General features: G+C 51.3%; 24 protein-coding genes. 15 read left to right on the top strand and 9 right to left on the bottom strand.

The window, feature by feature from the left end:
• Nucleotides 1–358 precede the first annotated feature (358 nt).
• From Dvar_RS40225 to Dvar_RS40185, 9 genes are all read left to right on the top strand, one after another.
• Nucleotides 359–1126 (top strand): SDR family NAD(P)-dependent oxidoreductase, encoded by a 768-nt coding sequence (locus Dvar_RS40225; protein ID WP_419659090.1) that lies wholly within the window; start codon nucleotides 359–361, stop codon nucleotides 1124–1126.
• A gap of 70 nt (nucleotides 1127–1196) precedes the next feature.
• Entirely contained in the window at nucleotides 1197–2687 is a 1491-nt protein-coding gene (locus Dvar_RS40220) for a 4-hydroxyphenylacetate 3-hydroxylase N-terminal domain-containing protein (RefSeq protein WP_419659089.1), read from the top strand.
• A gap of 289 nt (nucleotides 2688–2976) precedes the next feature.
• Nucleotides 2977–4011 (top strand): TRAP transporter substrate-binding protein DctP, encoded by a 1035-nt coding sequence (gene dctP / locus Dvar_RS40215; RefSeq protein ID WP_419659088.1) that lies wholly within the window; start codon nucleotides 2977–2979, stop codon nucleotides 4009–4011.
• 136 nt (nucleotides 4012–4147) lie between these two features.
• Nucleotides 4148–4657, top strand: coding sequence for a TRAP transporter small permease subunit (locus Dvar_RS40210; protein WP_419659087.1), 510 nt, complete (start codon nucleotides 4148–4150; stop codon nucleotides 4655–4657).
• The gene (locus Dvar_RS40205) at nucleotides 4657–5970 is read left to right on the top strand and encodes a TRAP transporter large permease (protein WP_419659086.1); all 1314 of its coding nucleotides are present in this window, start codon (nucleotides 4657–4659) and stop codon (nucleotides 5968–5970) included. The genes Dvar_RS40210 and Dvar_RS40205 overlap by 1 nt, the downstream gene beginning before the upstream one ends.
• A 25-nt stretch (nucleotides 5971–5995) precedes the next feature.
• Nucleotides 5996–6868: an enoyl-CoA hydratase gene (locus tag Dvar_RS40200; RefSeq protein WP_419659085.1), complete on the top strand. Its 873-nt coding sequence runs from the start codon at nucleotides 5996–5998 to the stop codon at nucleotides 6866–6868.
• Nucleotides 6869–6923: 55 nt separating this feature from the next.
• Nucleotides 6924–7880 carry a 3-hydroxyacyl-CoA dehydrogenase family protein gene (locus tag Dvar_RS40195; RefSeq protein ID WP_419659084.1) on the top strand — a complete coding sequence of 319 codons (957 nt, stop codon included), beginning with the start codon at nucleotides 6924–6926 and terminating at the stop codon, nucleotides 7878–7880.
• 324 nt (nucleotides 7881–8204) lie between these two features.
• Nucleotides 8205–9401: a thiolase family protein gene (locus Dvar_RS40190; RefSeq protein WP_419659083.1), complete on the top strand. Its 1197-nt coding sequence runs from the start codon at nucleotides 8205–8207 to the stop codon at nucleotides 9399–9401.
• Nucleotides 9401–10261, top strand: coding sequence for a 3-hydroxyacyl-CoA dehydrogenase family protein (locus tag Dvar_RS40185; RefSeq protein WP_419659082.1), 861 nt, complete (start codon nucleotides 9401–9403; stop codon nucleotides 10259–10261). Before Dvar_RS40190 ends, Dvar_RS40185 begins: the two co-directional genes overlap by 1 nt.
• A gap of 125 nt (nucleotides 10262–10386) precedes the next feature.
• Here Dvar_RS40185 and Dvar_RS40180 read toward each other — a convergent pair whose 3' ends face one another.
• Both Dvar_RS40180 and Dvar_RS40175 read right to left on the bottom strand, forming a co-directional pair.
• Nucleotides 10387–11427, bottom strand: a complete 1041-nt coding sequence (locus Dvar_RS40180) for a hypothetical protein (protein ID WP_419659081.1) — start codon at nucleotides 11425–11427, stop codon at nucleotides 10387–10389.
• A 237-nt stretch (nucleotides 11428–11664) separates the two neighbouring features.
• The gene (locus Dvar_RS40175; RefSeq protein ID WP_419659080.1) at nucleotides 11665–13098 is read right to left on the bottom strand and encodes an RtcB family protein; all 1434 of its coding nucleotides are present in this window, start codon (nucleotides 13096–13098) and stop codon (nucleotides 11665–11667) included.
• 416 nt (nucleotides 13099–13514) lie between these two features.
• Between Dvar_RS40175 and tyrS the strand changes: the two genes are divergently transcribed.
• The 4 genes from tyrS (at nucleotide 13515) to Dvar_RS40155 (ending at nucleotide 15714) form a co-directional block, all read left to right on the top strand.
• Nucleotides 13515–14798, top strand: a complete 1284-nt coding sequence (gene tyrS / locus Dvar_RS40170; RefSeq protein WP_419659079.1) for a tyrosine--tRNA ligase — start codon at nucleotides 13515–13517, stop codon at nucleotides 14796–14798.
• A 21-nt stretch (nucleotides 14799–14819) separates the two neighbouring features.
• Nucleotides 14820–15062: an antitoxin gene (locus Dvar_RS40165; protein ID WP_419659078.1), complete on the top strand. Its 243-nt coding sequence runs from the start codon at nucleotides 14820–14822 to the stop codon at nucleotides 15060–15062.
• A gap of 11 nt (nucleotides 15063–15073) precedes the next feature.
• Complete coding sequence (locus Dvar_RS40160; protein ID WP_419659077.1) at nucleotides 15074–15262, top strand: PIN domain-containing protein; 189 nt, start codon at nucleotides 15074–15076, stop codon at nucleotides 15260–15262.
• A gap of 233 nt (nucleotides 15263–15495) precedes the next feature.
• Nucleotides 15496–15714 (top strand): PIN domain-containing protein, encoded by a 219-nt coding sequence (locus Dvar_RS40155; protein WP_419664231.1) that lies wholly within the window; start codon nucleotides 15496–15498, stop codon nucleotides 15712–15714.
• Between the two features lie 282 nt (nucleotides 15715–15996).
• Here Dvar_RS40155 and Dvar_RS40150 read toward each other — a convergent pair whose 3' ends face one another.
• The 4 genes from Dvar_RS40150 to Dvar_RS40135 form a co-directional block, all read right to left on the bottom strand.
• Nucleotides 15997–16962, bottom strand: coding sequence for a DUF2860 family protein (locus Dvar_RS40150; protein ID WP_419659076.1), 966 nt, complete (start codon nucleotides 16960–16962; stop codon nucleotides 15997–15999).
• A 79-nt stretch (nucleotides 16963–17041) separates the two neighbouring features.
• Nucleotides 17042–17416, bottom strand: a complete 375-nt coding sequence (locus Dvar_RS40145) for a hypothetical protein (RefSeq protein ID WP_419659075.1) — start codon at nucleotides 17414–17416, stop codon at nucleotides 17042–17044.
• A gap of 78 nt (nucleotides 17417–17494) precedes the next feature.
• A complete protein-coding gene (gene mmrce1 / locus Dvar_RS40140; RefSeq protein ID WP_419659074.1) occupies nucleotides 17495–18331 on the bottom strand; it encodes an MmRce1 family CPBP family CAAX prenyl protease in 837 nt (278 codons plus the stop codon).
• 213 nt (nucleotides 18332–18544) lie between these two features.
• The gene (locus Dvar_RS40135) at nucleotides 18545–19168 is read right to left on the bottom strand and encodes a TetR/AcrR family transcriptional regulator (protein WP_419659073.1); all 624 of its coding nucleotides are present in this window, start codon (nucleotides 19166–19168) and stop codon (nucleotides 18545–18547) included.
• A 23-nt stretch (nucleotides 19169–19191) separates the two neighbouring features.
• Between Dvar_RS40135 and Dvar_RS40130 the strand changes: the two genes are divergently transcribed.
• Nucleotides 19192–19569, top strand: coding sequence for a transposase (locus Dvar_RS40130; RefSeq protein ID WP_419659072.1), 378 nt, complete (start codon nucleotides 19192–19194; stop codon nucleotides 19567–19569).
• Between the two features lie 470 nt (nucleotides 19570–20039).
• Here Dvar_RS40130 and Dvar_RS40125 read toward each other — a convergent pair whose 3' ends face one another.
• Nucleotides 20040–21227: an MFS transporter gene (locus Dvar_RS40125; RefSeq protein ID WP_419659071.1), complete on the bottom strand. Its 1188-nt coding sequence runs from the start codon at nucleotides 21225–21227 to the stop codon at nucleotides 20040–20042.
• Nucleotides 21228–21537: 310 nt separating this feature from the next.
• Here Dvar_RS40125 and Dvar_RS40120 point away from each other — a divergent pair, with 310 nt between their 5' ends.
• Nucleotides 21538–21786 (top strand): type II toxin-antitoxin system VapB family antitoxin, encoded by a 249-nt coding sequence (locus tag Dvar_RS40120; protein ID WP_419659070.1) that lies wholly within the window; start codon nucleotides 21538–21540, stop codon nucleotides 21784–21786.
• On the opposite strand, the gene Dvar_RS40115 is transcribed toward Dvar_RS40120, so the two are convergent.
• Both Dvar_RS40115 and Dvar_RS40110 read right to left on the bottom strand, forming a co-directional pair.
• The gene (locus tag Dvar_RS40115; RefSeq protein WP_419659069.1) at nucleotides 21697–22116 is read right to left on the bottom strand and encodes an archease; all 420 of its coding nucleotides are present in this window, start codon (nucleotides 22114–22116) and stop codon (nucleotides 21697–21699) included. The genes Dvar_RS40120 and Dvar_RS40115 overlap by 90 nt on opposite strands.
• A complete protein-coding gene (locus Dvar_RS40110) occupies nucleotides 22113–24041 on the bottom strand; it encodes a molybdopterin biosynthesis protein (RefSeq protein ID WP_419659068.1) in 1929 nt (642 codons plus the stop codon). Before Dvar_RS40110 ends, Dvar_RS40115 begins: the two co-directional genes overlap by 4 nt.
• Nucleotides 24042–24145 lie beyond the last annotated feature (104 nt).

Raw genomic sequence — 24145 nt, 5'->3', positions numbered from 1 at the left:
TCTACAATCAGTGGAAGCGGCAGTGTGGTTTACATGAATTAAACGAAAAATAAATTAATGTTTCAACTTAATTTCATAAGAACGTTTCAGGTGAAAGTCAAATTCAAAGATGAAATTCGTTGACAGCAATAGACAGCGGTGCTAAAAAAATAAATCGATCGTTCGAAATATTGAAGTTGGTTTTGATCTGGGCCGCCAACATGTGTCTAGGGGAAAGGTGATCATCCGAACGATCTCTCATCTTAGGTTCCTTGAAATTGGTATAATTGGATATGCCTGAAAATGAATTTCCCCATCATTGTTGGTCCGTTCATCAGGATGAACCGACCAGCCGGCATAGAAACAAAGAGAGGGGTGTATGAGCCTAAAAGACAAAGTCGCCATCGTCACCGGCGCGAGCCGCGGTTTAGGAAAAGCAATTGCCATGGGATTGGCACAAGCGGGTGCACGGGTTGTGGTGGCAGCGCGTAGTGAAGTCGTCAAGGACAAAAAACTTCCCGGGACAATTTCTAAAACGGTTGAAGATATCGAAGCTGCGGGCGGCACCGCCCTGGCCGTTCGATGCGATGTTACCGATGAAGCCAGTGTCAAGGAAATGGTAGAAAAGGCCATCGCTGCCTTTGGGCGCATCGATATTATGGTCAATAATGCCGGCGTGGCCTTTTACTACCCGGTGGCCGAAACACCGCTCTCACGCTGGGATATCGTTCTTAAAGTCAATGTCAACGGAACCTTTCTCTGCTCAAAAGCCGTTCTACCCACCATGATTGCTCAAAAAAGCGGCAGTATCGTCAATATCTCATCATTGGCTGCTGACGAGCGTGACGAGGGGACCGTGCCTACCGGTGTCGCGTATGCGGTCGCCAAGGCCGCGGTCGATCGTTTTTGCTATGGATTGGCCACCGAGGTCGGTTGCCACAATATCGCCGTCAACAACATAAAACCCAAAGAGCCGGTCGATACTGAAGGAATGCGCTATTGGGAACCTGATGAGAATATCACCAAGGATTGGGTCTCCCCTGAGAAAATGGTCAAGTGTGTTGTCTTCCTTGCCGATCAGGATGCTGGTGGCGTGACCGGAACGGTATCAACAGACGAAGAACTCAGCAATTGGCATGGTCTATAAAAAGTCATTCCAGGTTTTGCATGCCCATCCCTACAGATGATTCGGCGACATTTAACAATGGAGGACGATCATGGCCATTATTTCACCTAAGCAATACATAGAAAGCCTGAAAGACGGGCGCGTCGTTTATTTAAATGGAAAACGCATCAATGATGTGACCACCGATCCCATTTTGAAGGTTTGCCGGGATTGGGTGGCTATGGATTATGTTCTGAGCAACAATCCGGATTTTAAGGACCTTTTGACCGATGTCGATGAAGATGGTGAGCCGGTCAACTTTGCTCTGATTCCCCAGCGGACAAAGGCCGATCTGCTTCGATTGCGTGAGGTAGTCAAGCTCTGGGCGAGAGTGTGTTTTGGAAAACCACCGGGAGCGAAGTTTGTGGCCAAAGACGGCTTGAACGCCGTCACCGTGGTCAGCCGTCGGATTGATAAGAAGTATGGCACCAACTATGCCGAAAACGTGGAAGCCTACCGCAAGCACCTGCAGAGGAACGATCTGTCTTTTGCCATGGGGCTTACCGATATCAAGGGCGACCGTGGGTTGCGTCCCGCGCAGCAGATTCATCCGGACTATTATGTCAGAATTGAGGAGGAAACCGCAGACGGCATCATTGTCAGTGGCGCCAAAACGCACATCAGTCAAGCGCCCCTTTGCAATGAGATCCTCATCGCTCCCTGCCGGGCCATGCGTGAGGACGACAAGGCCTTTGCGGTCGCCTTCAGTGTACCGGCCAATGCCAAGGGGATCACTATGGTGTCGGCGGAACCTGAAATCAACGCGGAAACGTCACTGTTCGACCACCCCATCGCCAAAAGCGTTTTTATCAATGATGCGACGATTATCTTTGACAAGGTGTTCATTCCCAAAGAACGCATTTTTCTCAAAGGCGAATGGGAATTCGCCGGTCAAATGGCCTACATGTTCGCCAATTTCCATCGGCTCAGTGCCGAGACCTACAAATCCATGGAACTCGAGCTGTTCACCGGCGCGGCCACGCTGATGGCGGAGTATAATGGCATTGAAAAAGCATCTCATGTTCGCGACAAACTGACCTGGCTGGTGATGTATGCCGAAGCCGTTGAAATATTGGGCAAGGCGGCCTGCGAGTACTGCACGGCCGAGAAGGATTCATCCTATGTATATCCCAATCCGATGATCGCCAATATCTGCAAATATTATTTTGCCAACAACTGGCACACGGCAACCAAATATATCCAGGACATTGCCGGCGGGATCGTGGCGACGTGCCCGTCGGGAAAGGATTATTTCAATCCTGAGCTGCACGATATTTTAGACAAGGTGTTTGGTGGCAAAGCCGGGGTCCCGACTGAGCACCGTTTGCGTATGGTAAAATTGGTTAGAGATCTGACCTCGTGTTATGAAGATGTCCTGACCATCCATGCCGAAGGATCATTGGAAGCCCAAAAGCTGTCGATTCTGGCCTTGGCGGATTTCGATCGCTACAAGGCGGCCGCGAAACGGGCCGCACGCATTGAAGATGGCACTCGTCATCGCGATTTTGTTGGCCTCCCTGCATTTCCTCCTGATCTCAAATGAGAAAATGGAGTGAATTGCCTTCTCGATGAGTCGTTTGCCGGTTATCCCAGGATAACCGGCAAACGGCTTGATCACAAACCGAAAGAGGTCAAGCTCGATGGCGACAGGTGGAAAACTGTTATTCATTCTGAATAAGAATCATTTTTTTATGACTCAGATGGTTGGTTGGTTTGTTGTAAGATAAAAAACCGAAGTCAATGCGCTGTTTTATTATTGGTTTATCTTTTTTAAAGCAGCTATGGCCATGGGTGAGGATAAAACGGAACACATTTCAACTGAGGAGGACAAAATGAAGATCAGCCAACGGAAAATTATCGGTATCGTCATCGCCATGTTGTTTATTGGTGTTTCAGTCGCAGGGGTTGCCGAAGCGGCCAAAATCAACCTGAGGCTGCAAAGCCATTTGCCGCCGGACCAGATGCACCGCGGTTTTGACAATTTCGTCAAGGACGTGGAAACCATGTCCGGCGGTGAGATCAAAATCAGCATTTTCCCGGTCAATGCACTGGTCCCCATGAAAGAGATCATGGGCAGTGTGACCAATCGGGTGGTTGAGGCTGCAGGTGTACCTGAAGGATACTGGTATAAAAGCGTACCGGTCAGTATCATCGCCCAGGGGCTGCCGTTCGCCTTCAAGGACGGCGATGAGGCCAACTTTTTCATGTTCCAGAAAGGGTTTATCGATCTGTTGAGAAAAGGGTATGCCAAACACAACATTTACGTCATTCCCATGGAATCTTACAACACCGGCCTGATGACTAAAAAACCGGTTACCAAAGCCGAGGACCTCAAGGGCATGAAGCTGCGCGCCTTCGGCACCATGCAGAAGTGGTTGGGAAATATGGGTGCCTCGACGGTATCGATTTCCGGCGCGGAACTGTACACCAGTCTCGCCACCGGCGTGGTCGAAGGCGCTCACTGGGCTGATGCCGGCCCCATGTATGAAATGAAATTTCATGAAATCCTCAAAAACTACATGAAGCCCGAGCCCATCATCGGTTCCTGGAACAGCATCTGGTTCAACATGGATGTCTGGAAATCCTTGTCCAAGGAGCAGCAAACGATCATTGAAACGGCCGCCAACGGCGACTGCAATTTCCTCAATCGTTCGCTTACGAGTAACATCAGCAAAAAAGCGCTCAAAGACATGGTCGAGAACTGGGATGTTACCGTCAATACGCTTTCCGAGGAAGAAACAGAAAAGATGAGAGCTGCCGGTAAAAAGGTGTGGGATGAGATCGCCCAAAACAAAGATCCCCTGTGCAAAGAAGCGATCGACCTACTTTATGAATACCTGAATGAAATCGGCAGTATCAAAAAATAAAGGCTGACCCTGACAACGTCGGCCTATCGCATGAATTGTTGATATGGGTGGAGAGGACTTCTCTCCACCCCCCACATCTGAGAGAGGGGTTGGAAAACCGTGTTCACGGTCTTCGAACAGGCTCTGGGGATTACACATGATTCACATCATTAAAAAGGTGATCGGCGGAATTGACGCCATCAATGATCGGGTCGGGAAAACGGCCAGTTTTTTAATGCCCCTGCTTATCGTTTTTGAAAGCTACGAAGTAATTTCAAGATATGTTTTCGGGCGTCCCACCATCTGGATCAGCGAATTATCGGCCATGCTTTTCGGGGCCTTTATCATGCTCGGCGGCGGGTACACCCTTTACCGGGGAGCTCACGCCAATATGGATATTGTTTATGCCGCGTTGCCGAAACGAGGCAAGGCGCTGTTGGATCTGATTACGTTTTCTCTGTTTTTAGCGTTTGTGGGGGTGTTGTTCTGGCAAGGCTGGCAGATGGCCTGGCGTTCTGTACTGATGTTGGAACACGATTCCACGGAATGGGCCCCACCACTGTACTACTTCAAAATGACCCTGCCCATCGGGGCTGGTCTTCTCTTGCTTCAAGGTATAGCGAAATTCCTTAAGGATATTATCATCTTGGTGAAGGGTGACTTCTAATGGACGTTGGTGTTACCACATTTATTCTCTTTGCTACCCTGATCGGTGCGCTGCTAACCGGTCTGCCCTTGGCGTTTGTCTTAGGTTCCATTGGCGTGATCTTCACGTATTTTCTGTGGGGACCGTTTGCATTGATGGCCATTCCCGCGAACACAATGGGCGTCATGCAGAACTTTATTCTATCGGCGATTCCGTTATTCATTTTCATGGGGCTGGTCATGCAAAAGTCCGGACTGGCCAGCGCCCTGTACGATACGGTTCACAAATGGGCCGGCGGCCTGCGAGGTGGCCTGGCCATGGGAACCGTTGTGATTTGTATGATATTCGCGGCCATGACCGGAACCAGCGGCGGTGCCACCGTCAGTATGGGGGTGCTGGCCCTGCCGTCCATGCTTGACCGTGGGTACGATAAAAGTATTGTCATTGGCTCCATCGCTGCCGGTGGGGCCCTGGGTATTCTCATCCCGCCGAGTGTACTGATGATTGTTTACGCCCTGTTTGCCAATGAGTCCGTGGGAGCATTGTTTGCCGCCGGCGTCTTTCCGGGCCTTTTGTTGGGGGGGGCGTTTATCCTTTATATTGCCATTCGCTGTTTCTTCCAAAAGGACATTGGACCCGCCATTCCGGCAGACGAGCGGCCCACGTGGAATGAGAAGATGAAGGCTCTGCGATCGGTTGTGCTGCCCATAGCATTGATCTTTATTGTTTTGGGAACGATTTTTTTCGGTGTGGCCACACCCACTGAGGCAGCGGCCATTGGCGCTCTGGGCTCCATCATCTGCGCGTTCATCTCGGGAAGCATGAATTGGAAGGTTTTCAAGGAGAGCAGTTACGAAACCCTCAAACTTTCATGCATGGTGGTGTGGATCATCATTGGTGGGAGCTGTTTTGCTGCCTTGTACACGGCCATCGGGGCCGTGGACTTTATCAAGGATGTTGTCGACGCCCTGCCGGTATCCAAATATGTCATTCTCTTTGGCATTCAACTGAGTTTTCTGTTTTTGGGCATGTTGATGGATCCGGGTGCCATTATCATGATCTGTACGCCGGTTTTCGTGCCCCTGATCAAATCTCTGGGATTCGATCCGGTCTGGTTTGGCATTTTGTTTATCATGAACATGGAAATGGGGTATCTCACGCCTCCCTTCGGATTCAATCTGTTCTATATGAAAGCCATTGTTCCGAGCGGGGTGACCATGGGCGACATCTACAAGGCAATTATTCCCTTTGTGCTGATTCAGGCCCTGTGCCTGCTGATCATCATTATCTTTCCACAAATTGCCCTGTGGCTGCCTCAACTGTTGATCCACTAACCATTCAGCAAAGGTGACATGAGTGATGGCGTATAAAGAAATCCGATACACAGCGGCCGACAAGGTGGCCTGCATCACCCTCAACCGTCCGGATCGACTCAACGCCTGGACCCCGCGCATGTCCCTGGAGGTTCGTGACGCCCTGCATACTGCGGCCGGCGACGATGACGTCTGTGTGATTATTCTCACCGGCGCCGGCCGCGGATTTTGCGCCGGTGCGGACATGCGCGAGTTGTCGGATGCGTCGGATCAAGGCCTTGCCGCCCTGAATGGCACCGAAGATGCGGAAGCAGCTGTTGCTATCTTGTCCGGCATCCAGACCGAAGCGGCACTGGATCCAGCCAACCGGTACGCGGCCCGATCTGATTTTAGGAAGCGCTACTCCTATCTGCAGTCCATTCCCAAGCCGATCATTGCCGCCATCAATGGGCCGGCCGCCGGCCTGGGACTGATCATGACCCTTTACTGCGACATCCGTTTTGCCTCTGAAAAGGCCAAGTTTACTACCGCCTTTGCAAGACGGGGATTGATTGCCGAGCATGGCATCAGCTGGATGTTGCCTCGCACGGTGGGCATGGCCAATGCCCTGGACCTGCTTTTCTCGGCGCGTCTGATCGATGCTCGGGAAGCCCTTGGTATGGGACTGGTCAACCGGGTCCTGCCCGAGGCAACCTTTATGGATCAGGTCATGGCCTACGCCACCGACATGGCCACGATGGTGTCACCGCGCTCGCTGGGGATCATGAAAAAACAGGTTTATGACGCCCAGTTCCAGACCCTGGCCGAGGCTACCGAGCTTGCCGACCAGCAGCTTGTGCGCAGCCTGGAATCGAAGGATTTCAAGGAGGGGGTGGCCCATTTTCTTGAAAAGCGTGCACCCAAGTTTACCGGCCGTTGAGGTGTTGCTTTATTAAATGCATTGCTTTTTAACAGCATCCAAAAGGGGATAAAAGATGGTTGATGATTGGCAGGTCGTGGTTGTGGGGGCCGGCACCATGGGGGCGGGGATCGCTCAAGTCTATGCCTTAAACGGTTTCAGAACGAGCCTGGTGGACCTTGACGCCGAGTCCCTGTCGCGGGCCGAAAAAGCCATTGCCAACAGCACTGCACTGCTGGTCAAAGAGCAATTGGCAACCGCTGACGATGCTGAGCAGGCAAAGCGCCTGATCACCTTTGAGACCACGGATCGGCTGGACCAAATCCTGCCCGCGGCCGATCTGGTGGTGGAAAGCGTTTTCGAAGATCCGGCGGTGAAAAAAGACACGTTTGCCAAATTGAATCAATACTGCAGCAAAGACTGCATCCTGTGCAGCAACACCTCGGCTTCCAATATCTTCGAGATCGCCGAGGTCGCCCATCCCGAGCGCATGCTGATCACCCATTGGTTCAATCCGCCATTTATCATGGACCTGGTGGAAATCGTGTGTGGTCCTGAAACCTCCGAGCAAACCCTTGAAACCGTGGTGGCCCTGCACGAGCGGATGGGGAAGACGCCTGCGGTGATTCGCCAGTATGTACCGGGATTTATCGTCAATCGACTGGCCACCGCCCTGATGCGCGAAGCAGGCTATATGGTCTCCCAGGGATGGACCACGCCCCAGGACATCGACAATGCCATCAAGGCCACCAGCGGTGTGCGCTATGCCTTTGAAGGCCCCATGGCCCTTTACGACATCGTTGGCTGGGACCTGATTCAGCGTGTGGCCCTGGATCTTCACCATTCGCTGTACAGCAATGCCGAGGGCGGGAACCCTTTGGGCGCCGAGCTGGTTGCCAAGGGCCATCTGGGATTGAAATCCGGGAAAGGCGCTTTTGACTATAGTGGCGTTGATCCGACCGACTACATGAACGAACGGTCGTCCAAAATTGTCAAAATGGCGCGGGCCATTCGGAAGATGAAAGAATCCTAAGGGCCCCATACCGGCGGTTTGAAACGCTCAATGATGCCTTCCTATAAGGGCGATTAGCCGTTAGCCGTTAGCAATTAGCACAACAATTTTAATAAATTGCTGAAATTTTGGGTTTAACCCAATTGGTAACAATCGAATTGCCGACCAATTCTCAGCAGATAAGGGCTAACAGCTGATTGCTAAAGGCTAACCGCTTGCTTTGGGTAAACGACTCATTAATTGCAACGGTGTTAGTGTTTGTCCATAAACTGGAAAAGGTTTTTCATACTAAATATTGACCGGTCGGCCGGTCACAAGAACTTAATGGTAAAAGGAAACAAGAAGATGACAGACAAAGCAAATGACCCGATCATTGTATCGGCGGTAAGAACCCCCATCGGCGTTTTTGGCGGATCACTGAAAGCGGCCAGCCATGAGCATTTGGCTGTGACGGTCTTGAAGGAAGTCTGCGAGCGGGTGGATTTCTCCAAGGATCTGGTTGACGATGTGTATTGGGGCACCGTTATGGTCAGAAGTGACGAAAACGGTCTGGCCCGCGGGGCGGTGCTCAAGGCCGGATACCCGGACAATGTGTCCGCTGTTCAGCTCAACCGTGCCTGCTGCTCGAGTATGGAGGCCATCCGCATTGCGTCCATGGAAATCCGGTTGGGCGAGTCCCAGGCGGTGGTGGCCGGCGGTGGGGAGAGCATGAGCAATGTCTCCTACAGCATCAAGAATGCCCGTTGGGGATTGGGCTGGCGCCATCAGGAACTGTCCGACGGCATCTGGGATGGCTTGTTCGACCATCACACCGGCCTGATCATGGGCATGACCGCGGAAAACGTGGCCGAGAAATACGGGATCACCCGTGAGATGCAGGATGAATTCGCCTACACCAGCCAGATGCGCGCCAAAAAAGCCCTGGAGACCGGCCGTTTCAAGGATGAGATCGTGCCCGTGGTCATTCCCGGCAAGCGCGGCAGACCCGATAAAATTATCGATACGGACGAGCATCCCAAGCCGCAGACCACCCTGGAGGAGCTGAGCAATCTGAAACCGGCATTCAAAAAGGACGGCAGTGTTACCGCCGGTAATGCCTCGGGGCTCAACGACGGCGCCAGCGCGGTGCTGGTGATGTCCAAGGCCATGGCAGACCAGTACCAGATGAAAAGTCAGTGGCGCGTGGTCGGATCGGCGGCCGTCGGTGTCGATCCTAAGATCATGGGCATCGGCCCCATCGATGCGGTCCGCAAACTGTTCAAGCAGACCGGGTACACGATCGACGATATCGAATTGATCGAAATCAACGAGGCCTTTGCCGCGCCTTCGGTAGCCGTAGAAAAGGAATTGGGGCTCAACCGGGACATTGTCAATGTCAACGGCAGCGGCATCGCCCTGGGCCATCCCATCGGTGATACCGGTTGCCGCATCACGGTCAGCCTGATTCACGAGATGGAGAAGCGGGGGTTGAGCCGGGGGCTGGCCTCTCTATGCGGTGGCGGTGGGCATGGGCAGGCCATAATAATAGAAAGGGTTTCCTAATGAGTGAGATAAAAAAGGTTGGCGTATTGGGCGCCGGCATGATGGGGGCGGAGATCGGTCTTTGTTTCGCAGTCGCTGGCTGTGCGGTGATTTTGAAAGATGTGGACCAGGCTGCGGCGGATAAAGGTAAGGCCCGGCTGGTCAAGGTGGTGGACAAGGCGGTTAACAAAGGCCGTTTTCCGGCGGACCAGCGCGATGCCACCCTGGATCGCATCCAGCCCACCGGTGACTATGCGCCCATGGCCGATGCCGATATGGTGGTCGAGGCGGTGTTTGAGAAAATCGAGTTGAAGAAGACTATTCTGGCCGAGGTGGACAAGGTGGCCAAACCCGAATGCATCATCGCCACCAATACGTCTTCTATTCCCATTACCCTGTTGGCCACGTCTGTGGAGAAACAGCGGCGTCCGCGCTTTATCGGCGCCCATTTCTTTGCCCCGGCCTTCATCATGAAACTGGTGGAGGTGATTCCCGCACTGGAAACCGCGCCGGAGACGGTTGAGGCAGTACTAGCGGCCTGCAAAATGATCAAGAAACAGCCGGTTCAGGTCAAGGATACTGCCGGTTTCGTGGTCAATCGCCTGCTTTTTTCCCTGTTCAACGAAGCCGTGCGCTTGGCTGACGAAGGGGTGGCCAGCCTGGAGGACATCGATACGGCCTGCCAGTTGGGACTGGGGCATCCAATCGGGCCTTTTGCCCTGATGGACATGGCTGATCTAAACATGGCCCTGGATGTGGGCAACCTGCTTTTGGAGAACTACGGCGAGCGTTTCCGCTTCGGCAATGCCCTGCGCCAGCGCATTGCCGCCGGTCACCTGGGACGCAAGACCGGGCAGGGGTGGCACACGTACGATAGATAAAACAGATTTTCTCTTCAAGCCTAATCATTGTTTGGGGATATGTTGGATCTTGCATTCACCGGAGGTTTTCATCTGCGGCCATTGATGAAAACCTCCGCGCAAAGTCGCTTTGCAAAGTAAAGCCTTTACTTGTTCATCCTTATGGCCCGCTGCCAGTCCTCGTGGACAAGGGCGAGAATTTGCCGATGCCGCTTGGCGTGGGTGCAGATCTTGTCCCATTCGGGGACTTTGCGGGTTTTCTGCATCAACAGACCATCCGTATCGAACCACCGCAGCAAAACACCGCCCAGAAAATAGCCGCGGTGCCTGAGTGTTTCCACCGCCTGCCAGACCCACGGCTCGGCCAGGTTGAGAAAAATTTGGGTCACCATAATTTTCTTTTTTTCAAGCTCTGCTTCCAGATGGGTCATAGAGGCCTGAAAATCCAAGCCCGTGGTATAGACGACGACACGGGCCACACTGGCAAAATCAAATACATGAAGCTGCAGGTTGGTAATCCGTTGGGCTGGAAGCGTTGTTCCGGCAAGGCGCAAATCGCGCTGGTCATCCAGGTCCGCGTAAAGAAAATCCAGCACCTGCCGGTAGGCATGGGGCAGATAGACAGCATGGGGTTTTTGGCGAATCGTGCGAAAATCGAGAAACGCCGCGACCCGGCCGCTGGCGCTGCCGTCTTCGTAGTAGGCTTCGGCCGGCATGAGATCCACCTCAAGGGCTCTGGTGGTGAATCCCAACTCGATTGTCATTTTCTGACTGAAAGGGTGGGTGCAGGCTGGTTCACTGAACACGGCGTTCACGTCCGGCAGCGTTTTGACCAGTTCTAGGCCATGGGCAACCAAGTCGGTAAATATTCGCTTTGCGCCTCGATGGGCCTGGTGCACCACCCCGGCACCGGACTCGTAGGTTCCCGGGTGGGCGGCGCTGTTGAACAGTGCATTGTGGCCAACAATTTCGCCATCCGTAGTGCGGGCCACGCTGGAAATAACGCGCTCGTCGGCATTCTCCCGGATCAGCAGTTCCGGCTCCACATAGGCCGCTACCGGGTAGCTGTCGCCGTAAACCGAACGAAATAGCCGGGCTACCCCTTCGGCATCCTTGGGCCTAAAGCGATCAATTGCATAGGATTGTTCGGGTTGGACACTGACTTTCGATATTGCATTGGAAGTCATGATGGGTTTCCTTTTTTTTATTTGTGAGCCCTATCTTTTTTTTATCGACCCGTTGCCTTAAGAAGTTAAGAACTTTAGAAATTCGACAGCACCGTTTCGTTTAATGGGGAAATGCAAAAAACAATAAATGGTAAACACAAACAGCGGGAATGGGGACGGGACCCAGCAGCAGTTAACCATGACAAAGGAAGGCGAGCGTTTAATTATCGGCTGTTCAGAATTGGCGTTGTACTGTGTTTATCCTTTGATGACGCAGATGGGCCTGAGCCGTGCCACTTTTTTTGAGATGCCGGCCCCATGCACACTTTCCACCACCTGGTCGATGTCCTTGTAGGCGTCGGGCATTTCTTCGGCCAGGGTGCTGCGACCGGTCCATTTGACCAAGATGCCTTTTTCGGCCAGTTCGCGGTGGATGGCGCGCCCACGGCTTTTTTTCTTGGCGGCCTTGCGGCTCAGCACCCGTCCGGCGCCGTGGCAGGTGGAGCCAAAGCTTTCCTCCATGGCCCGCTGGGTGCCGGCCAGTACATAGGAGGCGGTACCCATGTCACCGGGAATCAGGATCGGCTGGCCGACGGACCGATAGGCATCGCAGATTGCCGGGTGGCCGGGGGCAAAGGCCCGGGTGGCGCCTTTGCGGTGTACGCAAACGGTTTGCGGTTTGCCGTCCACCGTGTGGGTTTCCCGTTTGGCGATGTTGTGGCAGATGTCGTACACCTGACGCATGGCCAGATCCCGTGGTCCGATGCCCAGCACCTGCATGAAGGTTTCCCGGGCGCGGTGCAGTAGAATCTGGCGGTTGGCCCAGGCATAGTTCGCCGCGCAGGCCATTGCGCTGAAATAGCGTTCGCCTGCCGCGCTGCGGATCATGGCGCAGGCCAATTGGCGGTCGGGCAACCGGATTCCCAGGGTTTTGACATGCTTGTTCATGAAGGCCAGGGAATCATCGCAGACCTGGTAGCCCAGGCCCCGTGATCCGGTATGCAGCAGGACCGTGATCTGGCCATCGAACAGACCAAAGGCACGAGCGATGTCCTCGTCAAAAATCTCGTCCACCACGCCCACTTCCAAAAAGTGATTGCCCGATCCCAGGGTGCCCAATTGTTTGGCTCCCCGCTCCAGGGCGCGCTGGCTGATCGTCGTTGGGTCGGCTTCTGTCATGCACCCACCGTCTTCGGTGCGCTCCACATCCGACGGCTCGCCCATGCCTTGTCGTACGGCCCAGCGTCCACCCTGCCTGAGTACCTTCATTTCTTCCTTGGCGGACAGTTTGACCGACCCGGTGGATCCCACCCCGGTGGGGATGTTCTGGAACAGGGCTTCCACCAGACGGTCGGCCACAGGCCGAACTTCTTTTTCCGTAAGACCGGTTCCAGCCAGGCGCACACCGCAGTTGATGTCATACCCGACGCCGCCGGGAGAAATAATGCCGGTGTTCCAGTCAAAAGCCGCCACCCCGCCGATGGGGAACCCATAGCCCCAGTGCATGTCGGGCATGGCCATGGCCGCGGTGAGGATGCCGGGCAGGGTAGCCACGTTGGCCACCTGTTTGAGGGCCTCCGCCTCGGTAAGATTGGCGACCATCCGGCGGCTCATGAAAATGCGGCCGGGCACGCGCATGTCGCCGGTGCGGGGGATTTCATAGCAATACGGATTCAAAGGCGTAAGTTCCATGGGAACCTCCTGGACGGATGACTGTTGATTGTCGTGTTGCTGTGTGCGATGGCTGCCTGTACGATAACTTTCCAATGCCACAGGGCAAATGTCAATTAAAGGATACGATCCGTTTAAAACAGACCCCAATGCCAAAAAGATATTGATTTCTTTTTCATTGCAGTGCTAAAGGAACGAATCTTTATACAGGAGGAATCTTTTGCAGCGCCATCGTTCAGCCGAATGTTCATATTATTATTGTGGATATTATTCATATCCGGCTGCCGTGGTGTTGCTCATGATTTGATTTAGAATAAAATCCAACTTTCAATGCTGCGGATCGCGATGGACTGCAGCATTTTTATTTTAAAAGGGCTGCAACACATTGCAAAGGTTGCAGCCCTTTTTTTATTTTCAGCCTGATAGGAGAAAAAACAATGGGTGTCTTGGAGATCCTGAAAGAGCGCGGCTTTATTGAAAAACAGACCCACGAAAGTGAATTGGGCGCATACCTGTCGCAAAGCGGTGCAACATGCTACATCGGTTTTGATCCCACCGCCGACAGCCTCCACATCGGCCACCTGATTCCCATCATGTCCCTGGCCCACATGCAGCGATGCGGTCACCGTCCCATTGCACTGGTGGGCGGCGGCACAGGAATGATCGGAGACCCCAGTGGCAAGACCGAAATGCGCCAGATGATGACCTTTAAAACCATTGGCGCCAACGTTGATGGCATCAAGCGACAGCTTTCCCGGTTTATCGATTTCGAGCAGGGTGCCATTCTGGCAAACAACGCGGACTGGCTGGCCGAGCTTGCCTACATTCCCTTTTTAAGGGATATCGGCAGGCATTTCAGTATCAACCGGATGATCAAGGCGGAAAGTTACCGGCAGCGGATCGAATCGGAAGAAGGCCTGAGCTTCATCGAGTTCAACTACATGCTGCTTCAGTCCTACGATTTTTTCAAACTCTTTGATACTTACGATTGCAGGCTCCAGATGGGTGGCAGCGATCAGTGGGGCAATATTGTGTCCGGCATCGACCTGGTGCGCAAGAAACGCCAGAAAACGGTTTTTGGGATTACCTTTCCGCTGATCACCAAAAGCGACGGCAGCAAAATGGGAAAAAGTGCCAGCGGCGCCGTATGGCTTGATCCGCTGAAAACCTCACCTTACGCGTACTACCAGTTCTGGATCAATACCGACGACCGGGATGTGGCCCGGTTTCTCTCTCTGTTTACGTTTTTGCCCATGCCGGAAATCAAAGCACTCGAACAGGTTTCAGGTGCGGATTTGAACGGTGCAAAAGCCGTTCTTGCCTTTGAGGCAACAGCCCTGGCCCATGGACAGCAAGCCGCCAAAGAGGCCCATGCCGCTGCGGAGGCCGCTTTTGGAACCCGGAAAATTCCTCATGCGATGCTGCCGTCCAGTCGTATCCGGCGCGAGAAGATGGTAGGTGCCGAAAGCACGCTGCCTACCACCCGAATTGCAATGCGCGAGATAACCGACGGAATCCCCGCTTACCAGCTCTTCCTGCGTGCAGGATTGACCAATTCCGCCGGAGAGGCGCGCCGTCTGATTGGCCAGAACGGTGCATACATCAACGAAGAAAGGGTTTCTGCTTTCGATCTGATGGTCAGTCCGCTCTTTATAAAAAATGGTGAGATGATCTTAAGGGCAGGGAAAAAACGATACCACAGAATTGAAATTGACACATAAGTATCGAAAAGGATGTGGACTATGCGTCATACCGCCAAGCTGTTTATGAATGGCCGCAGTCAAGCGGTGAGTTTGCCGGCGGCTTTTCGTTTCGATTGCAGAGAGGTCTTTATTCGAAAGGATCCTGTTTCGGGCAATATCGTGCTTTCGCGTAAGCCTGGATCCTGGGATGACTTTTTCAAATTGGCAGATGCCAATGCGGTGACGCAGGATTTTATGGCTGATCGCGACAACGAACTGCCGCCGGACCTGGATCTGTTTTAGCGGAGGCTTGAATGCAACTTTACATGCTGGATACGAACACCGCCAGCTATATCATTAAAGGAAAGCCGACCGCAGTCCGAAAACATTTGATTGAAGCACCGATGGGAAGTATTTGTATCTCATCGATCACCCAAGCGGAGTTGCTTCACTGCGTAGCTGAAAAAGCGGAAGCCAGGCACCTGCCTAAAGTAATCAAATAATTCTTAATTCGTCCTAAACTGGGCGATTGTCGAGCTTGCCGCATATACAAGGCAGATGTCTTTGCGCTATAGTCGCCTATGCGGGAAGACATCTACCGTCGGAGATGCGGTGAGATCGGCAACCCCGTGAGGGGTTCAAATTTTGGGAGGTAATAATGGCCTATCGTATTACCAAGCTTGCCCATTTTCATGAATCCCAAAATTTGAATCGCCCAGTTTAGGTTCGTGTTGAAATTTTACCATGGGATTCAAACGCTGCAAAGGTATATGCCAGACTGCGTGCGTCTTGTGAGAGGGACGCAGCGCCGCTGGGAACGATGGATATGCTCATTGCCGCTCATTCTGCTGCCGTTGGTGCGGTATTGGTTACGAATGATAAAGCTTTCCGTATCATTAAACATTATTTGCCGATTGAGGATTGGACCATACCTGTTGCCTGTCCATTTGACTGATCAGTTTTCGTTTCAATAGCAGTAGTTGCATGCGTTTTACTTGCCACGTACTGGCATGTCAGTACAACCTAAGTGTTTAAAATTATAGTCTACAATTTTACTTTCAAGTGCAAAAAGATGGTTGTGAGCCAAAGCAAGCACACATGGTGCTTTTGCCGGATAATTTCGCTGCTGATGTCTTCTATTTCCTGATTATGCAGGAGTGCAAAACCAAAACGGATTCGCCCAGGAATTAGTGACTCGATCTGCTTATTTTTAATTGTATCTTTTATTCTGCCTGGATCAAAAATTGATCCCGACGCTGGCAAGACCGACAACCGTTTGGCTATCGAAGAAATCGATATTTGCATCAGACCAGACATACCCTGCCGCCAAACTTGCAAAAAGACGCTCCACTCCGAAAAGGTTCAAACGAATCGCCTGAACAAAGGCGCTAATGCCACCTTCCTGACGGGTCTTATCGAATATCGGATGTGTCTTCTGGTATTTGTTATAAAAGCCGGAAACTCGGCCGATAAAAATCCATGGTTGGCTGTTTTGCTGAAGAAGAATTCCTGCATCCAATCCGTGATAACTGTTGCTGTGCCCATCCATATCTCCGTATGTATAGGTTATTTCGGGGCGAATAACGCCTCCCTGACGAAACGGGAATGTGTACTTCAGGCCAAGTTCGTGAGACCAACCTGTTCGCTTTAAATCGTCTTCCGTCCCTCCGATCTCGTCTTCATCGATATCGATCCGCTCCAAATCATACTCTGCTTCCCAGCGGCTGCCCTCGATGGTTAGCAATTTTAACCTTATCCCATAAACATCCGCGTCGCTTTTTTCACGGGCCGCGTTTGTCCGATAAGGATTTTTCCAGACCTCATTTATCGGCAGCCAAGTAAAAGCGACATCCAGCGAGGTGTCCCCCAAAGGCTGGATAACACCAGCATTTAAAGAAAGCCCCTCCCCAATTTCCATTGGATTACCTGCGTATATCGCGGTACCGCTTTCAAACTGGTAATGCAGGTAGACGGATGCGATGGCTGAAAACTCATCGTACCTTTCCACAGGTCCCTCCAGATTGGTATTGATGGAATCGCTGTCGGTAACCAATAATTGGCTATCGGATTGTAGAAAAAAGGCACCCCCCTGGATCCGGCCTGAAAGGCCAGACTCCAATTTGCCAGGATCCTGGGCGAGAGCGGTCAACGATGAAACACAGATAAGAACCATAATGAGCAATTTCAGTGTAATTGGTTTCATGAAATATTCCTTTTTAAACATTTTACATTGTTCTCGGTTTGCAATTAACGAAAATCTCATAAAGGCTATGCCTTAGACCTCAATTTTTTTCATCTTTTCCTGCCATAAACGCCGCAAAAAACAATGCTGAATAGAAAAGACCGAAAGCCGTGTTTAGGGCAATAGCCATTAAGTTTTCACTATGGCTCCAGAATTGATTGACTCCGTGTAGAATATTCCCCAGTAGAATCGGTGGGATGGTAAACAATAGAATATGGCGCCTTTCAAATGGATCGATAATCACCCAGATAAGCAATGTTATCCAACCGATTTCCAAAACAACGGCAGATATCATTATTTCTTTGATAGCACTGTTGTATTGTGAATCATAAATCGATCTTAGAATATCGACGCTGTAAAACGTGTTAATGACAGCTCCACTGAGGGCGACCGCCATTATAAATGATTTTCTCATTCTAAATTTTTTCCTTTCAATATTCCTGAACTATTATGAGACTCAAAGCTTTAAGAAAGCGTTTAAGGTTCAATGATTTTAACTCTGGTATTCTGCGAAGAGACAAGGTTTTTCGAAAAACATCTCTTTCTCCATTGTAACAATAACGGCCACTACGGCAAAAAGAACTACGGTCTGGATACATTTAGTCGCTTGGGTTATTTCAAGCATTTCCTGTGACATGTTGATAATAAAATGAAAGACAATCGCAGCAATCATACTTTTTTTGTTTTTTAAACATATCCAACTTATAATCATGCCCATTGGGATGATGCTGACAAAAAAGTTTATCCCGAACCAGATGTTCTGGTGAAAGACCTCATACTGATAGGAGTCCTTGACAAATATGAGCGGAAAATGCCAGACAGACCAAAGCACACTGAAAACAATCGATGCTGTAAAATAGTTGTATCGGCTTTGCAGGCTATCAAAAGCGTACCCCCTCCATCCAAGTTCTTCGAATGTTGAGGCAAGCAACAGGAGGAGCAGTACGGGAATAAATCCCGAAGAAAACGAGAAACCTTCGGAAAGTCGAAACTGCGAAATCGATTCCCCAAATGAAAGCGAAATAATAATGGATACCAGAACAGAAATCGGCATGATTAAAAAAAATACAGGGAGTATTTTTAGCCGTATGAGTCTGGGATTGATCAACCGATTAACAAACTCCGTTTTTAATGCAGAATTTTTAGATGTCCAAATCATCACGACAGAAATAAGAAACGGTGCCATTAATCCCGGCACCATCAGTAGCATATAAAAATGACTTATATCTTCCTGAAAACTTATATACGCTCCTGCAAACCATAGGACGCAGGTCGCAATGAATGTTATAAGGAAATAAAATAAAGGTCTGTAATTATAGTTATATATCAATTATCCCTCCATTTCTTCTCTCACTCAGCTTTTTGTCGATTGTTGTCATGTCGTTTGTTTCCCCCTTTGTCGTTATAATCGCCATTTTTTGACCGACCGTCGGTCAATAAAAGCAAACAATAAAAAAATACGTTTGTTGGTTGTCAAGGAACAAAATGGAAATTAAAAAATTATGCTTAAAAGGTGTTTAATGAAGGCAATTACCATGAGCTTTTATTCGGCAAGAAAACTGAAAGAGCCTTTCGGCGCACCTAATTGAGCCTCTATTAGAGAGGGAAATGCTTTAATTCGTCGGGAAAGTTGTGACTGGCTCCAAGGATAGAAACCCACATCTGTCAAAAACTGGAAGCCTGCCAGCATAAATTCGGCACATTCACGAGGGTGTTCCGTCTTAAATACGCCCTGATCACACCCTTCTTCAATAACAGCAGCGAAAATAGGGGCGAGTTTAATCAGATAGTCTCCGAGCTGTCTGGTGTGAATGAGTGTATTTCCAGGGTGATGAAGACTTTCAAGAATCTCCTCGTTTTTTTCCGCCATGGTATCTGACGTTACAAGGACCCGAAACTTTTCAAGCGCATTAAGGTTGCGACATCGGCGGCTTTTCAGTAACTGTTTCTTTCTCTTTAGTTCTTCATCTATAAGATCTTCTACGACAGATTCGAGAAGGTCGTCTTTAGAAGAAAAGTAATGGTAAATGGTCCCTTTTGCTATGTTGAGCTTATCCATCAACTCCTGCATAGTCACCTTCTCGTACTCTTTTGTCTTGAAGAGTTCCCTGGCGGCCTGAAGAATTTCTTTACGTCTTTCATCCGGTTTCTTTACGATTCTTGCCATGTTTGTTTTTCGCTCCTACGGATGTGATTGATTCGATAATTGACCGACCGTCAGTCAATATATATAAAAGACTCAAGACGTTTGTCAAGAAAAAAGTCGGTCTCCATGAAAAGAATCTAAAATGCAGTCGAAAAATACGATTTATCTACGTTTTACATGAAGCGATCGAGCTTTTCGCACTGCGTATCAGCGCATTTTGCCTGATGCCCAACTATTACCATCTTTTGGTGCAGACACCGGATGGTAATTTATCCAGGTGCATGCGGCATATCAACGGTGTCTATACGCAACGATTCAATCGCGCGCATTCGTTGGATGGCCCGCTGTTCAAAGGCCGATACAAGGCCATATTGTCGCGGAAGATAATTATCTGCTGCAATTGGTCCGCTACATCCACCTGAATCCGGTTCGTGCCGGTATGGTGACAAGCGCTGAGAATTTCGAATGGTCAAGCCATAAAGGCTATCTTTCCAAGGTCAGGAAATGGGATTGACTGCACAAGCAGTTCATCTTATCCATGCTTGTCAAGGCTCCCAGAGAGCACGTCAAAAAATATCGGGCGTTTATGGAGGAGGGTGAAGAAGAGAATTTGCTTCGGCTTTTGAGCTTGAAAAAATGGCCATCCATGCTTGGTGACAGGCAATTTGTTGAAAAGCTGAAGAAACGATTCTTTGAAAAGAAACGACACATCGAAGTGCCTGACTCAAAGCAACTTGCGCCGAATCCGGTCCGATCGGCAACTGGCGAAAAGAATGGATTATGTTCGACAGACAATATTGAGTCAAGGGCAGACTTGACCCCTATTCCAGATTTGCATCAAACCCGCAGTCGTCTTGGTGCAACCGCCTTTTTATTGCTCTTTCGGTGCGGATCAACGCCGAACGATCATGGGACGGATGCGCAGGAAAATGGTCAACCCCAGGAATATGGCTGCAGCCGAGGTGCCGAAGATGATCCCAAAGCCGAAAAGTTCGCCGAGTTGGCCCATGATCAGGGCGCCCATGAACACGCCTGCGTCGAAACCGCCGGTGAGCACACCGTTGACTTTGCCTCGATTATCGGCCGTGATGGGACGAATGGTCACAGCGATTAAGCTGGGGAAAAGCAGGCCGTGCCCGATTCCTGCCAAAAATCCGGTTCCCATAAGGCCCATTGTGGTGGATACGCCGATCAGACAGAGGAATCCAATCCCACCCAGGACCAGGGCAAACGGCATAATCTGTATCTCATCAAAGCGGTTGAAAATGTAGCCGCCCATCAGCCTGGCCAATACCGCTGATGCGGAATAGGCCGCAAAGTAGGCCGAAACCGGTAGTGCGTTTTTTTGGGCAAAGGGGGCGATAAAACTGCTGTGGGCTGCGAAGGCCAGGCCGAAACAAAGGCAGATCAAAGACATGCGCCAAACAATGGGAATGCGGAGCGCCTTGAAGAAATTACCATTGCCTGTGGCCTTATCGATGGTGGGGACAAATCGATCCCGCAGGGGCATCAAGAGGAGGAACGCTGCGATAAAAACGGCCAACCCGATGAAAAAGATGGCGTCAAACCCCCATTGATGAACCATTCCTTCGGCCACCACGGGGCCCAATGCGATACCCACCAGGGGGGTGATGCCAAAGTAGCCGATTCCCTCGGTGAGCCTGGACGCGGGCACCAGGTCGGCGGTCATGGTCAGACCGGCGACAATGCATAGCGCCAGGCCTCCGCCGAACATCAGCCGCAGTATTAAAAGCAGTGGCAGGGTTTGGTTGATGGCGCCCTTGACAAAAAGGTGGAGCATACTCACCAGCATCAGCAACAGGCTTGCGATCACCAGGCTGCGCTTGCGGCCAATTCGATCCACGAGGCTGGAAACTGCGGGACGTCCACAAACCGCCGCCAAAGACATGGCGCCCATGAGGATGCCGATATCGGCCTTGTTGCCCCCAATATCCAAAACATACAAGGGGAACAGGTAAAATACACCCATGCCGGTCTGCAACATCATGCTGCAAGCCAGCAACAGCAAAAAGGGGCCCGTGAAAAGTGGCTCCTCCAGAGAATTTGAACCGTTTGCCATACCCATACCCATCACGATTGTCAGTTTGGCCCGATACCGCCATACCCTTTCAGTTGGACTGCGTTGTACCACGATATTGAGGCTCGGACCAATCGCGATTCGCCAGATTCAGTTCTTTACGATTTTCAGAGCCAAAAATCGTATTATAGGCCCATTTTCATTTGTTTAGTACAGACCATTCTCAATCACTTCCTTCTATATCACTGTTTTTTTTTATAATTATGCACGTTGGAGCCATGTTTACTTTGACAACGATTGGATGTGTACATGATTATAAAAATCATACACATTTTTTTTAAAAAGGAGCAGAATGATGAGAACCAACATCGTTATTGACGATGAACTTATCAATGAGGCCATGGCACTCAGCCAGATAAAAACAAAAAGAGCTGTAGTTGAGACTGGCCTCAGGCTTTTGGTCCAAATTAAAAAACAAGAGCGAATAAAAAATTTTCGTGGGAAACTAAAATCAGATATCAAATACAACGGTGGCCTGCCAGCCGCCTGCCACCGGCTCCACGGCAATCTGATGGTAGGTGACCGCCTTGATTTCGTTTAAAATGGTGTGCTGATCGGGGTTATAGTGTGTTGTGTGGATGCGGGCGGACAAGGTGCGGTCTGAAAGGACGAGAATATCCACTTTTTGAATCAGTTTTTCCTCACCTGACCACTGGTACAAGAGCTCGCGCAGATAATTGACCATCAGATCGGCCGGATCATCGCCTTCAACGTCGATGGTCAGTGTTTCGTCTGGGGTGAGTGAATTGGCTTCGCAGATCAGGTCGGCCAGGGCCAGGCCGGCGTTTTGAAAAAGCGCGGCCTGGCTGTCGCCGGTGATGCGGATCCTAAGGTCTGCGGTGTGATCGAGAAGGGTGTAGTTTTTTTTCATCCCATAATCTGTCCCGTTTTCTCGGTACTATACCCGCCGAGCGCCACAACTCGCTTTTTGAACCGGTCCGTTTGAATCGTTGCCAAAAGGGTCTGGATGTTTTTGGTTTCCATATAGGCCATGGGGATGAGCAGATCGTACTGCTCGGTGACTACGGGGATAAAATCCAGATCCAGGGCCTTGGCCGCCGCATAGATCCCCAGGCCGGCATCGGCCGACCCGCTGAGCACGGCCACGGCCACGTTCATATGGGTGAATTCCTCGTTGGTATAACCGTTGATCGCATCCGGAGAAAGACCCAACTGCCCTAACCGGTAGTCGAGCAGGATACGCGTGCCCGAGCCGCCCTGACGGTTGATAAAGCTGACATCTTGGCGGCCCAGATCTTCGATCCCTTTGATGCCTTTGGGATTGCCTTTGGGAACGATGAGCCCCTGATCGCGCATGACCAGGTTGACCAACTGCACGGGAACATCCGGCAGGTATCGTTTAATATAGGACAGGTTGTATTCGCCGGTTTCGGTATCCAGCAGATGCGTGCCGGCCAGGTGACAGACACCGCGTTTGACGGCTATGAGGCCACCCATGCTGCCCACGTGACTGGACGAAAGCGTCAGACCGGCATCGCCGGCGCGCAGTTCGTCGGCCAGCACATCAAGGGTGTTGTCGTGGCTGCCCACGATAACGATGGTATTACGGATGGTGGACAGAGGCTTGATCAGCTCGGCCACGACCGCATCGCTGTCTTTGATGCCTTCCGACTGGCGCGGGATGCGGATGATGCCATCGGCCTCGGTGATACTGGTGATGGTGCCGGCACCGCGGGGCAGGGGCGTGGCCACGATATGCTCGCCCACCTGGCCCAGTTTGACGCGCAGGAATTCTTCAATGCCCAGCTTGGATGCGATTTTGCGGGTGGGCATCACAGGTACACGCTGGCGCTCATCATCGGCAACGCCCAGCATGCGTTTGATCATGGGCCGCACAAACTGTTCACAGATGATGATGGTCGACACCGGATAACCGGGCATACCGAAAAAGGGTTTGTTCTGAATGTCGCCGAGAATGACCGGTTTGCCGGGCATGATGGTTACGCCATGTACCAGAAGCTGGCCCAGATCTTTCAGCATGGGCAAGGCGTAATCCTTGGACCCGGCGGATGACCCGCCGATGGTCAAAACCATGTCCACGTCGCCGGCCATGGCATCGGCCACGGTCTGGCGAATCAAATCCAGATCGTCGATGACCCGGTCATGACGCAGGGCCTGTCCACCGCACTCCTCGATTATTTTTTCAATCACATAGGCGTTGCTTTCCAATACCTGACCCGGTTTCAGGTCTTTGGGATCGGTGGTACGCCAGTCCACCAGTTCCGAGCCGGTGGGAATGATCAACACCCGGGGTTTGCGCCTCACCGGGACCTGGTAGACACCGCCGGCGATCAGGGCACCGAGGCAATAGGAGCTGACCATGTGTCCGCGGGGGTAGAGCAGCTCGGTGGCCACGATGTCTTCGCCCATCTTGCGTACGTGCTGCCAGGGAAAAGCCGGGGCTTCGATACGGATACGGTCCTCGCCGACGGTCTGGATGTTTTCGATCATGATTACCGCATTGGTGCCTTCCGGCATCACATGACCGGTATTGACAAAATGAACCTGGGAGCCGACTGTCAGCTCTTTGGGTTTGGACTGGCTGGCCCCGTAGGTATCGGCCGCATCGACGGCCACGCCGTCCATGGCGGCGGCATGAAAGTTGGGTGACGATACGGCCGCCATGACCGGCTCAGCCAACACACGGCCCACGGCTTCAGGTGGAGAAACCGTTTCGACAGCCGTGTTGCCTGTGGCGGGAAAATGGTCGAAGAGAATCTGGCGCGCCTCTTCAAGGGGTTTCATGTCTAAATAAACATTTCGCTTGGTACTCAATGATCGACTCCTGATAAAAAATTAGTGTTAAGTAGGAAGTGTTAAGTGTTAAGCGAAGGATGAGCATCGATTTAATACTATCGGCAGCATTCATCAACTTAACA

The sequence above is a fragment of the Desulfosarcina variabilis str. Montpellier genome (genome assembly GCF_048565275.1).
Classification (GTDB): Bacteria; Desulfobacterota; Desulfobacteria; order Desulfobacterales; family Desulfosarcinaceae; genus Desulfosarcina; species Desulfosarcina variabilis.
This window is presented reverse-complemented; position numbering and strand designations above follow the sequence as displayed.